Origin of the sequence: Promineifilum sp. (SeqCode), from assembly GCF_041918635.1 — a bacterium.
In the GTDB taxonomy this organism is placed as follows: Bacteria; Chloroflexota; Anaerolineae; order Promineifilales; family Promineifilaceae; genus Promineifilum.
This window is the reverse complement of the sequence record NZ_JAYRVJ010000522.1, coordinates 1-10,154: the sequence shown is the minus strand read 5'-3', so window position 1 is coordinate 10,154 and position 10,154 is coordinate 1. Positions and strand designations below refer to the sequence as shown.

9 protein-coding genes are annotated in these 10,154 nt (G+C 65.6%); 4 read left to right on the top strand and 5 right to left on the bottom strand.

From position 1 onward, the window contains the following. The 5 genes from ACE3UY_RS15665 to ggt form a co-directional block, all read right to left on the bottom strand. A partial coding sequence (locus tag ACE3UY_RS15665; RefSeq protein WP_374688435.1) for a SulP family inorganic anion transporter occupies positions 1–1,068 on the bottom strand: 1,068 nt, incomplete at its 3' end. A 223-nt stretch (positions 1,069–1,291) separates the two neighbouring features. Continuing rightward, positions 1,292–1,921 (bottom strand): metallophosphoesterase, encoded by a 630-nt coding sequence (locus tag ACE3UY_RS15660; protein WP_374688434.1) that lies wholly within the window; start codon positions 1,919–1,921, stop codon positions 1,292–1,294. Further along, entirely contained in the window at positions 1,918–2,223 is a 306-nt protein-coding gene (locus ACE3UY_RS15655) for a nucleotide pyrophosphohydrolase (protein WP_374688433.1), read from the bottom strand. Before ACE3UY_RS15655 ends, ACE3UY_RS15660 begins: the two co-directional genes overlap by 4 nt. Before the next feature lie 203 nt (positions 2,224–2,426). Further along, positions 2,427–3,446, bottom strand: coding sequence for a type I glyceraldehyde-3-phosphate dehydrogenase (gap, locus tag ACE3UY_RS15650; RefSeq protein WP_374688432.1), 1,020 nt, complete (start codon positions 3,444–3,446; stop codon positions 2,427–2,429). Between the two features lie 161 nt (positions 3,447–3,607). Beyond that, complete coding sequence (ggt, locus tag ACE3UY_RS15645; protein ID WP_374688431.1) at positions 3,608–5,215, bottom strand: gamma-glutamyltransferase; 1,608 nt, start codon at positions 5,213–5,215, stop codon at positions 3,608–3,610. Between the two features lie 113 nt (positions 5,216–5,328). Here ggt and lexA point away from each other — a divergent pair, with 113 nt between their 5' ends. The 4 genes from lexA to ACE3UY_RS15625 form a co-directional block, all read left to right on the top strand. Further along, positions 5,329–6,018, top strand: coding sequence for a transcriptional repressor LexA (lexA, locus tag ACE3UY_RS15640; RefSeq protein ID WP_374688430.1), 690 nt, complete (start codon positions 5,329–5,331; stop codon positions 6,016–6,018). Between the two features lie 100 nt (positions 6,019–6,118). Next, positions 6,119–7,354 (top strand): FtsK/SpoIIIE domain-containing protein, encoded by a 1,236-nt coding sequence (locus tag ACE3UY_RS15635; protein WP_374688429.1) that lies wholly within the window; start codon positions 6,119–6,121, stop codon positions 7,352–7,354. Then, positions 7,351–7,584, top strand: coding sequence for a hypothetical protein (locus tag ACE3UY_RS15630; RefSeq protein WP_374688428.1), 234 nt, complete (start codon positions 7,351–7,353; stop codon positions 7,582–7,584). Before ACE3UY_RS15635 ends, ACE3UY_RS15630 begins: the two co-directional genes overlap by 4 nt. Positions 7,585–7,736: 152 nt before the next feature. Beyond that, positions 7,737–10,154 (top strand): 2-oxoglutarate dehydrogenase E1 component (locus ACE3UY_RS15625; protein ID WP_374688427.1); only part of this gene is annotated, 2,418 nt, incomplete at its 3' end.

Genomic DNA, 10,154 nt, shown 5'->3' with positions numbered 1-10,154 from the left:
GACCGCAGCGACCCGCGTGCGCGCCCCGGCGCGGAAGTTGACCGCCGTGCAGGAGAACGAGCCGGACACGGCGTAGCCGGAGAACAGCGCGGAGAAGATGCTGGCTAACCCTTGCCCGACGAACTCTTGATTGCTATCGAGCCGCTGGCGCGTCTGGCCGGCCACGGCGCGGGAGATGGCCGTCGTCTGCACCAGACCGATGGCGGCGACGGCCAGCGCGCCCGTCGACAGCTGAGCGATGGTGTCCAGTTCGAAGACCGACAGGCGGGTCAGCGGCGGCAGGCTGCGCGGCAGCGCGCCGATGACGGCCACGCCGTCCGCCCGTTCGCCCAACAGGGCGACGGCGATGGCGGCCACGGTCATGCCGATGAGCGGGCCGGGCAGCCGTGGCGCGAAGCGCCGCACCAGGATGATCACCACCATTGTGCCCAGACCAATGCCGGCGGTGATCACGTCGGTCGCCGTCAGCTGCCCGGCGAGGCTGCTCAGGGTATCAACGACGTTGTCGCTGGAGAGCCGGATGCCCAGCAGCGGCCCTAACTGGCGCAGGGCGATGAGCGCGCCCGCTCCGGTGGCGAAGCCGACAATCACCGAGTGGGAGACAAAGTTGACGACGAAGCCCAGCCGGAGCAGGCCCAGCACCAGTTGGAGCACCCCCACCATGAGCGTCAGCAAGCCGGCGGCGACGATGTAGTCGGCCGAGCCGGGCGTGCGTGTGGTCACCAGCGTCGAGAGGATGAGCAGCGACAGGGCGTTGGTCGGCCCGCTATGGAGCTGGTCGGAGGAGCCCCACAGCGCCGCGACCACGCCGCCGACGATGGCCGTATACAGGCCCATCTGCGGCGGCAACTCGGCCAGAAGCGAGAAGGCGATGGCTTGGGGGAGCAGGACAACGCCGACGGTCAGTCCGGCGATCAGGTCAGGGCGAAGGTGCTCCCGGTTGTAGCCCCGCAGCAATTGCGCCGGCTGCTGTAAATAGCGCAGCGTGGGCGCCACCAGTTCTTTTGGATCCCATCGCGCGGTCGCGGTCGCCTCCACGATGCCGCCTCCTTTGCCGGTAAGAAGCATCCACAGAGATCACAGCTACCCCGCTGCTTCAGGGCGTTGCCGCGAACTCCATGACACCTACGAGGGCGTTGTCTGGAAAGTCAACCAATCCTTTAACAATGGCCGCCATTGTAGGCCAATTGGGGTGGGGCGGCAATGGGAAGAGGAGCGGGGGCGCGGGGGAGCCAGGAAGCGGGGGAGAGTGGACAGGAGTGATAGGGACTACTGCTTTACGCGCCAACGATCAGTCTAATTGTAGGACATGATAGGGATAGACGTTGATGACCGTCGTCTCATCGACCTGGGTGCGGGTCACTTCGTCCTGTCGGTAGATGTGGATGTGGCCGTGCAGGTGGTAGCGCGGCTTGAAGAGGCGCAGGAAGCTCAGAAAGACCTTGAAGCCGGTATGGGGGAGGTCGGAGCGGTCGTGGACGCCAAAGGGCGGCGAGTGGGTCACCAGGATGTCGAGCGCCCGACCCAGGCGCTGCCGGTTCCACAACAGCCGCGGCACCAATTGGGCCACAACGAGGCGCATCTCGCGCTCGGTGTACATGTAATCGCTGTAGGCTTTGTAGCGCATGGAACCTTCCAGCCCGGCCAGGATCAGCCCTCTGCGGGCGACAACCTTGCCGTGAATGTTGACGCCGCCGCGCACCTCGCTCCACACGCGCCCGTCGTCGCCATATTGCGGGCCGTGATCGTGGTTGCCGTGCACGTACACCAGCGGCGCGTCGAAAGCGGACGTGAGGAAGTCCAGATAGTAGAAGGGCAGGTCGCCGCAGCCGATGAGTAAATCGATATCCGGGAGGGTATGACGGGCGTGGCCGTGGTAAAGCTTATCCAGGACGCGATCGCTGACGGCCAGAATTTTCATGGCTCGGGCCACTCGCGCCCGTGGTTGTGCGCCAACTTATCAAGGATGGCTTGCTCCAGGTCGATTCCGGTGAGGCTGGCCAGTTGGAGCAAATAGAGGGCGACGTCGGCCAACTCGCCCGCCAGCGCTTCCCGGTCGCGCACCTCGGCCCGCCACTGGAAGTGCTCCAGCACCTCGGCCGCCTCCAGCGCCAATGAGACGGCCAGGTTCTTCGGCGTCTGCGCCTTGGGCGAGTCAGGCGCATACCAGCCCTTGGCCGCCACAAAGTCGTGCATGCGCGCTTCCAGTTCCTTCAGTTCCATGGTTCGCGCGATTGTAGCGCCAAGCGCCAGCGGCCCAAAACAAAACCGCCGGCTACCCCGATTTAGGGCAGCCGGCGGTTAGAGAGCATCCACGGATTTCACAGATTACACAGATTGGAACGTAGTCATTGTCTACGAACGACCAACAACCTACAACTTCTGAATCTATGTCATCTGTGAAATCTGTGGATTCCTTCTTCCTCTTACAGCCGCTCGGCCACGAAGGCCGTCAGGTCGGCCAGACGCGAGGCATAGCCCCACTCGTTATCATACCAGCTGACGATCTTGGCGAAGTTGCCGTCGAGCACGTCAGTGGACAGCGCGTCGAGCGTGGTGGACGCCGGATCGCCCTTCAAGTCCATCGAGACCAGCGGCTCCTCGCTGTAGTTCAACACCTTGCCCATCCAGCCCTCAGACTCGGAGGCGGCCTTGAACGCGGCGTTGATCTCTTCCTTCGTCGCCGGCTTCTCCAGCTCGGCGGTCAGGTCCACCACGGACACCGTGACGGTCGGCACGCGGAAGGCCATGCCGTTGAACTTGCCCTTCAACTGGGGCAGCACCAGACCGACGGCGCGGGCCGCGCCGGTCGAGGTCGGGATGATGTTGTTGGCCGTCGTGCGCGCGCGGCGCAGATCCTTGTGGGCCACGTCCAGGATGCTCTGGTCGTTGGTCATGGCGTGGATGGTCGTCATCAGCGCGCGCTTGATGCCGAAGTTCTCGTGCAGCACCTTGGCGACCGGGGCCAGGGCGTTGGTCGTGCAGCTGGCGTTGGAGATGACGTGCTGCGTGGCCGGGTCGTAGGTCTCCTCGTTGACGCCCAGGACGAACGTGCCGTCGATGTCCTTGTCGCCAGGAGCCGAAATGATGACCTTCTTCGCGCCGGCGGTCAGGTGAGCGCCGGCCGTGGCCTTGCCACGGAAGCGACCGGTGCACTCCAGGACGATGTCGACACCCAACTCGCCCCACGGCAGCTTGGCCGGGTCCTTCTCAGCGTAGCTCTTCAGCTTCTCGCCATCGACGTAAATGTCGCCGTCGCGCACTTCGACTTCGCCGTTGAACTTGCCGTAGGTCGAGTCGTATTTCAGCAGGTGAGCGTTGGTCTCGGGCGGCATCAAGTCGTTGATGGCCTCGACATCCAAAACGCCCTCGTAATTGTCCCGGATGGCCTTGAAGACCTGACGGCCGATGCGGCCGAATCCGTTAATACCAACCTTAACAGTCATGGAAACATCTCCTTTATGGGGTAGTGATGAATTGTGATTCAAGGTGCAGGTTGTGCGGATAAGCGGTCGTGCGGTTGCTGGGCAGCTAGTTGCGCACTATTCGCCATTATAGCCGACTTACCGCCGATATGAAAGGAATTGTTACAAAACACTAGCGCCCGTTAGAAGCCGACCGCCGCCCCATCGTTGCGCGGTTCGCTGCCGCCGGCGAGCACGCCGCTATCCGGATCGCGCAGGATGACCTGGCCGCCGCCGTAGTGGACGGCCGTCTCGCGAGGCAGCAGCGCGTGTCCCCACCGGGCCAGTTCGGCGCGCACCGGCTCGCCTACCGCCGCCTCCAGCGCCACTTCGCGGCCGCGCAGCCAGTTGAAGCGCGGCGCGTCGAGGGCGGCCTGCGGGTCCATGCCGAAGTCGATCAGGTTCACCCCGACCTGTAAATGCCCCTGCGGTTGCATGAAGCCGCCCATCACGCCAAAGCTGGCCCAGGGCCGGCCGTCGCGGGTGATGAAGCCCGGGATGATGGTGTGATAGGGCCGCTTGCCCGGCGCGACCTCGTTGGGGTGGCCTGGCTCCAGGCTGAAGTTCGCGCCGCGGTTCTGCAACTGGATGCCCGTCGCGCCGGCCGTCACGCCGCTGCCAAAGCCCATGTAGAGGCTCTGAATCCAACTGACCATATTGCCCGCCTCGTCGGCGACGGTCAGGTAGACCGTATCGCCGTGGCGCGGCGGCCGTCCCGGCTCTGGCCACCGCGCCGCCTCGCGGTCGATGAGCGCCCGCCGCTGGCGCGCGTACCGCTCGCTCAGCAGCCCCGCCACCGGCACGTCCACCTGGCGCGGGTCGCCTACGTAAGCCTGCGCGTCGATGAAGCCTAGCTTCATCCCCTCGATCAGGAGATGGTAGTAATCGGCCGAGCCATACTCCAAGCCAGCCAGGTCGAACCCTTTGACGATGTTCAGCGCCAGCAGCGCCGCCAGGCCCTGGCCGTTGGGCGGAATCTCGTGGAAAGCGTAGCCGTCGCGGTACGCAATGGTGATCGGCTCCACCCACTCGGCTTGATAGGCCGCCAAATCTTCCTCCGTCATCACCCCGCCGTCGGCCCGCACCGCGGCGGCGATCTGGGCGGCGATGGGACCGGCGTAGAAGGTATCGTAGCCCTGTTCGGCCAACGTCTGGAGCGTGGCGGCGAACTCCGGGTTGCGAAACAGTTCCGTGGCACGCGGCGGGCGGCTGCCGGGCAGCCAGACGCGGCTCGAATCGGGCAGGCGGCGCAGCAACTCAGCCGAGCCTTGCCAGGCGCGGGCGATGGTGGCGCTGACGGGGAAGCCGTTGCGGGCGTAGTCGAGCGGCCGGGCCAGCAGCGTATCCAACCCGCGCGTGCCGAAGCGCTCCAGCGCCAACTGCCAGCCGCGCACGCTGCCGGGCACAGTGACGGCCAGGCCGCCGCGCGCCGGGAAGGTCACGTGCCCCTGTCCACGCACCAGGTCGGCCGTCAGCGCCGCCGGGGCCGGGCCGCTGGCGTTCAGGCCGTAGAGCCGCCCCTCAGCCGCCGACCAGATGAGCGCGAAGGCGTCGCCGCCGATGCCCGTCGAGCACGGCTCCACCACGCACAGCGTCGCCACGGTCGCCACCGCCGCGTCCACCGCGTTGCCGCCTGCCTGCAAGACGGCCAGCCCGGCCTGGGCAGCCAACGGCTGGCTGGTGGCTACCAATCCATGCCGGGCCACCACGTACGAGCGGCGAGAGGGGAAGGCAAAAGGCTGGAAACTCATAAAATAATGCCCCCTTGACAGCGAACAAGTGTTCGTGTTATACTCAGAACAAATGAGCGGTTTCCCCGCGTAGTGGCGGCTACCGCTGCTGGTAGGTATTAGGAGTGGGTTCTATGAATGAGAAGCCTTTGTCCAAGCGGCAGCAGAGTATCCTTCAATTCACGCGGGGTTACATGGATGAGCATGGCCGTCCACCGACCATCCGCGAGATAGGCAAAGCCGTCGGCATCAACTCCACGTCGGTTGTCAATTATAATCTCAGCAAGCTGGAGGAAAAGGGTTACCTGGACCGCGACCCCGACGTGTCGCGCGGCTTGCGCCTGACGGAGAAGGCCGAGGGGTTGGCCCAGAGCGTCACCCAGGTGGCGACGGCCGTGCGCGACGCGCTTGATCGGTTGGTGCGGATCCCCCTGGTCGGCGACATTGTCGCCGGCCGCCCGGTGATGACCGGTAACGATACCTTCAGCACCTATGACGAGGACGACGCGGTCGAACTGAGCCGGTCGATGTTGTCGGAGAAGCCCGATGGCCTTTTCGCCCTGCGCGTGCGCGGGGACTCGATGATCGACGCGATGGTCAACGACGGCGACATCGTCGTCATGCGACCGCAGTACGAAGCCAAGAACGGCGAGATGGTCGCCGTCTGGCTGCGCAACGACACCACCACCCTGAAGCACTTCTACAACGAGGGACAGCAAGTGCGCCTCCAGCCGGCTAACCCGACCATGGAGGCCATCTACGTCAATCCGGCCGACGTGCAGGTTCAGGGCAAGGTGGTGATGGTCTTGCGGCAGACGCCGTAAGCGCCCCGAATGCCTGATGTGGGCGGTCAGAGGTGACCGCCCTTTTTTTCCGAGCCAATTAGAACATTCGTTCGCTTGGCGCGGACTGAGAGAGTGGGTGATGGACTCTGAACCCCTATCACAGACCAGATTGCGCCACCAGCTAGATGTGCAGTTGCGACAGATCAACCGCGTGCTGCGCCAGCACCACGTGCCGGCCACGGTCGATGGCGGCTCGGTGCTGCCCCGCGCGATCAGCTTCGACATCCAGACCCAATTAGCGGCCGGCCTGGAAAAGGTGCGCGGATTGAAGGACGACCTCATGGCGGCGCTGGGTGTCAGCGACGTGGCCCTGGTGAACGAAGAGGGCCACTGGCGGCTGCGCGTCTCGCGGCCCGACGAGGCGCCGGTCCCCCTGCTCAAGCTTCTCGCCTCCCTGCCCGATCTATCGCCGACAACCGCCCCGATTGGGCTGGCTAACGGCGAGCAGCCGGTACTGCTCCGTTTCGCCGCCAATCACGTCAAGCATGTCCTGATCGCCGGCGAATTGGGCGCGGGCAAGACTAACTTGCTACGGACCATCGGCGCGGGGCTGGCGTTCACCAACCGGCAGTCGGACTTGCAGTTGTTGGTCATGGACCCGCGCGGTCTAGAAGCCGATCACAGCCAGACGGCCCACCCGCTTCGACCGCTCGGCTATCTGCCCCACATGCTGACCGACCCGGCCGGGACGCAGGCGGATTGCGAGACGATCATCCACTTCCTGGCCGAGGAAATGGAGTATCGCCGCAAGGAGCGGGTGCGCTGCCCGCGCATCGTCGTACTGATGGATCACGTCGTCTCCTTCCTGGAGGCGGGCGGCCAGAATGCCAGCCACGACCTGCTGCGGCTGTTGCAGAATGGCGCGGGGGCGGGCATCCACCTGGTGTTGTCCACCGACCAGCCCGACGCGCCGCAATTAGCCAACCGCACCTGGCGGGCGGCCATCTCGGTGCAGGTCATCGGCCGGTTGGGCGCCGGGGCCAAGCTGCCGGCCTGGGTCAGCGCGAAGGCGGAACAACTACCGCCGCTCTACGGCGGCGGCGACTTCCTGGCCGTGGCTGGCGAGGACGTGTCCTATTTGCAGGCCGCCTACATCGGCGACTATGACCTGCATATGAAGCTCAATGAGATGTACAACGTCGCCCGGCCGCGGCTGCTGGCCCGCCCCTTTAGCACGCGCCCGCGGCTGGCCGGCGATGAGACCCCTGCACCGGAACAGCAAAGCTTTAGCGCGCGCGGCGGGGCCGTCTGGCTGAGCGACGAAGATGAAGACGCGCCGGGCAGCGCGCCGATAGTTGATGAGGACGAGGTGTGACCATGAAGACGGGAATGCTCTGGTTGGATGCGGATGCGCGGCGGACGCTGGAAGAAAAGGTGCAGCGGGCGGTCGATTATTACCATGAGAAGTATGGCGCGACCCCCGACCTCTGCCTGGTGAACACCGCCTCCTTCGCGGAAGAAGAAATCAGCGTCGGGCCGGTCAAGGTCCAGCGCACACGGACGGTTCTGCCCCACCACTTCTGGGTTGGCCTGAGCGCGAGCTAATCAATTCAACACGGATTCTGACGGATAAGACGGATGAACACAGATTGAACTAAAGAGTCAATCTGTGTTCATCCGTCTTATCCGTGTTTATTGGTGGTTAATTGATTGAGTGTGGGGTGGGCGCATGGTCAAAACCTGCTAACATCCCGCGCATGGATTTGTGGCGCGAGTTCCACGGCCCGAACGCGGGCTACGTCCTTGACCTTTACGAAAGATACCGCCAAGACCCACGCAGCGTCGACGACGCCACGCGGGTGATCTTCGACGGCTGGCGGCCGGTCGACGCGGAACAGGCCGCGCCGGAGACGCGGCCCGCTCCTGATAGCGCGCCACGTCCGGCGGTCGAGAAGATCATGGGGGCCGTCAACCTGGCGACGGCCATTCGCGAGGACGGCCATCTGGCGGCGCGCATCGACCCGCTCGACCTGGCGAACCCGCCCGGCGACCCTGCCCTTCACCCCTCCGCGCACAATATTACCGACGACGACCTGCGCGCCCTGCCGGCCGAACTGATCGGCGGGCCGCTGGCCGCGGGCGCGGCCAACGCCCTGGAGGCCGTGAACCGCCTGCGCGCCGTCTACTCATCGACTATCGGTTACGACTACGACCACATCCGCATCCCCGAAGAGCGAGATTGGTTACGCGAAGCGGCTGAGAGCCGCCGCTTCCGCCCGCCCCAGGAGCCTCTGGCCCCGCTCTGGCTGCTGGAACAGTTGACCCGCGTCGAGGCGTTCGAGCACTTCCTGCACCGCATCTTCCCCGGCAAAACCCGCTTTTCCATCGAGGGGCTGGACGTGATGGTGCCGATGCTGGACATCATGCTCGGCGAGGCGGCCGAGGCGGGCATCTACACCATCCTGCTCGGCATGGCCCACCGCGGCCGGCTCAACGTCCTGGCCCACATCCTCAACAAGTCCTATGCCGACATCCTGCGCGAGTTCCGCGATTCGGCCGGCGAGGAGCGCGGCGCGCGCGACTATCTGGGCTGGACGGGCGACGTGAAGTACCATGCCGGGGCCAGCCGCTCCCTGACCCAGAGCGACGCGACCAACAACCTGGTCAGTCTGGTCGTGACGATGGCGCCCAACCCGAGCCATCTGGAGCACGTCAACCCGGTCATCGCCGGCATGGCCCGCGCCGCCGGAACCCGCGTCGACCGGCCGGGGCGGCCCTACTTCGACCCCCACGTCGTCATGCCCATCGCCATCCACGGCGACGCCGCTTTTCCCGGCCAGGGCATTGTGGCCGAGACGATCAACATGCAGCGGTTGCGCGGCTATCGCATCGGCGGCACGATCCACATTATCGCCAATAATCAGATCGGCTTCACCACGTCCCAGTGGGAGGCGCGTAGCACCCTGTACGCTAGCGACCTGGCCAAGGGGTTCAAGGCTCCCGTCGTCCACGTCAACGCCGACGACCCGGAGGCGTGCGTCGAGGTCGCCCGGCTGGCCTGCGCCTACCGCCAGACGTTCCACACTGACTTCGTCATCGACCTCGTGGGTTACCGGCGCTACGGCCACAACGAGGGGGACGAACCGCGCTTCAGCCAGCCGCAGATGTACGAACGCATCGACCGCCACCCTACCGTGCGCCAGCAATGGGCGGCGACGCTGGTCGAACGGGGCATCATCCCCGCCACCGAGTCGGCCGCCTCAGAGGCAAAAGGGGCCGATCAGCCTTTCACCGCCGACAAGCTCTTTCAGCAAGCCCTCGACCGGCTCAACGAGACCTACCAGTCCCTGCCCCCCGAGCCAGCCGCCACCCAGGAGCCGCAACTGAAGCCGCCCCCCGGCGGCGCGGCGCGACGCGCCAGCACCCGCGTGCCGGCCGAGATCTTGATCGCCCTCAACGATGCCCTGCTGGCTCTACCCGAGGGTTTCCGGCCGAACCGTAAGCTCATGCGCCTGCTGGAGCGCCGCCGCGACCTCTTCGCCGACCCGGAAGCGGCCACGGTGGATTGGGCCACGGCCGAGGCGCTGGCCTTCGCCGCCATCCTGGCCGATGGCGTGCCCATTCGCCTGACCGGCGAGGACGTGGAGCGGGGCACCTTCAGCCAGCGCCACGCCCTGCTGCGCGACGAGGCGAGCGGCGCGGTCTACATCCCCCACCAGCACATCCCCCAGGCCCGCGCCGCCTTCGAGGTGCGCAATAGCCCTCTGTCTGAGGCCGCGGCCATCGGCTTCGAGTACGGCTACAACATCCAGGCCCCCGAACGACTGGTGGTCTGGGAAGCGCAATACGGCGACTTTATCAATACCGCCCAGGCCATCGTCGATGAGTTCGTCGTTTCCGGCCACGCCAAGTGGGAGCAGACGCCGTCGCTGGTGCTGCTGCTGCCCCACGGCTACGAGGGGCAGGGGCCGGATCATTCGACCGGCCGGCTGGAGCGCTTTCTACAGCTGGCGGCCGAGACGAACATCCGCGTAGCCAACGCGACGACAGCGGCGCAATACTTCCACCTCTTGCGCCGGCAGGCCGCCCTGTTGACCACCGACCCACTGCCGCTCATCGTCATGACCCCCAAGAGCTTGCTGCGCAACCCGCGCATCTACTCCTCTCTGCGCGAT

What these genes read in the sequence shown, in the direction of transcription:
- ggt (WP_374688431.1), bottom strand. Translation starts at nt 5,215, where the DNA reads ATGAGTTTCCAGCCTTTTGCCTTCCCCTCTCGCCGCTCGTACGTGGTG.
- lexA (WP_374688430.1), top strand. Translation starts at nt 5,329, where the DNA reads ATGAATGAGAAGCCTTTGTCCAAGCGGCAGCAGAGTATCCTTCAATTC.
- ACE3UY_RS15660 (WP_374688434.1), bottom strand. Translation starts at nt 1,921, where the DNA reads ATGAAAATTCTGGCCGTCAGCGATCGCGTCCTGGATAAGCTTTACCAC.
- gap (WP_374688432.1), bottom strand. Translation starts at nt 3,446, where the DNA reads ATGACTGTTAAGGTTGGTATTAACGGATTCGGCCGCATCGGCCGTCAG.
- ACE3UY_RS15655 (WP_374688433.1), bottom strand. Translation starts at nt 2,223, where the DNA reads ATGGAACTGAAGGAACTGGAAGCGCGCATGCACGACTTTGTGGCGGCC.
- ACE3UY_RS15635 (WP_374688429.1), top strand. Translation starts at nt 6,119, where the DNA reads ATGGACTCTGAACCCCTATCACAGACCAGATTGCGCCACCAGCTAGAT.